Below are 945 nucleotides of genomic sequence, written 5' to 3' on the forward strand. Positions count from 1 at the left end.
GACCAGGGCGTCGTCACTCCGACCTATAATCTGAGTGGGTCAGGATTGGTTGTCACGCCCGAGATAGAGCAGGGCGAAGTAGTTCCCACTTACATGCTCTCAGGCTCAGGCCTGGAAGTCACACCTGAAATAGGTGCGGGCGTCGTTACTTCTGGGGAAATTGTACCGGAGGACCTGGTGGGCATGACCATCATCGGTTCCAGCCCGGTCGTCCAGATCTTTGGGCAATCACCACCATACTCTGTCTCAATTACGGGCAGTCCATAACAGGGGGCCGCAATGGCATCACAAATTGACATCACCGGCTTCCACAAAGACGAATATGTCGAGATTCAATTCTTCGGCAGGGACCGCGAAGGGGGGGCTCTGTCCGCTGCGGCAGGCCAGGTGATCAAGCTGGTTCTTTCAAAGACAGCGGGTGGCGATCCGGTGGCAGGGATGGAGTGGACCAGCAACACTAGTCATATCACTCTGGTAGATGAGGCTAAGTCGGAGTGGAAAATAGCCCTTTCCCCTGATGATTTGTCTGCCGCGATCGAAAGAAAAAACTACTTTTTCAACATTTGGTCGCAACTGACTGACAGCACTCCAATTCTTCAAGCAGAGGGTGGCTTTACGCTCAAACCCTCGATCAAGCCCAGTTAAAATGCCGCTTCGGCATGTGTCTCAACGGATGCGGTGAAAGTATGAGAAAAGGCCAAGTGTCTCCAGGATTATCCAAAGAGCAAACAGCCATCCGCGCGACGAGAATGTCGCCAGGGGAACTGACTACAGCGTTGTGTGGATGTGGATACTCCAAGGTAACGTCCTCTGCCGCCACCGCTGTGTTTACCTCTGTGATTGAGGCTTTGCGTGAAGGGGGTTTCCCTGACGTTGCAACAGATTCAGAAGTGCAAGATGCCCTGCGGCAAATCCGGAAAATCGTCAATCAGTTGGTCTGACCGG

Annotated in this window: 2 protein-coding genes; both read left to right on the forward strand. The window is 53.2% G+C overall.

All coding sequences use genetic code 11. The features are described from left to right. Positions 1–267 (forward strand): hypothetical protein (locus tag DL239_RS21565; RefSeq protein WP_206188599.1); only part of this gene is annotated, 267 nt, incomplete at its 5' end. Positions 268–279: 12 nt separating this feature from the next. Next, complete coding sequence (locus DL239_RS21350; RefSeq protein ID WP_167686110.1) at positions 280–645, forward strand: hypothetical protein; 366 nt, start codon at positions 280–282, stop codon at positions 643–645. Positions 646–945 lie beyond the last annotated feature (300 nt).

The organism is Parasedimentitalea denitrificans (genome assembly GCF_011813015.1).
In the GTDB taxonomy this organism is placed as follows: domain Bacteria; phylum Pseudomonadota; class Alphaproteobacteria; order Rhodobacterales; family Rhodobacteraceae; genus Parasedimentitalea; species Parasedimentitalea denitrificans.

Bases quoted from the DNA above. Each gene is read 5' to 3' on its own strand.
- DL239_RS21350 (WP_167686110.1), top strand. From the start codon at position 280: ATGGCATCACAAATTGACATCACCGGCTTCCACAAAGACGAATATGTC.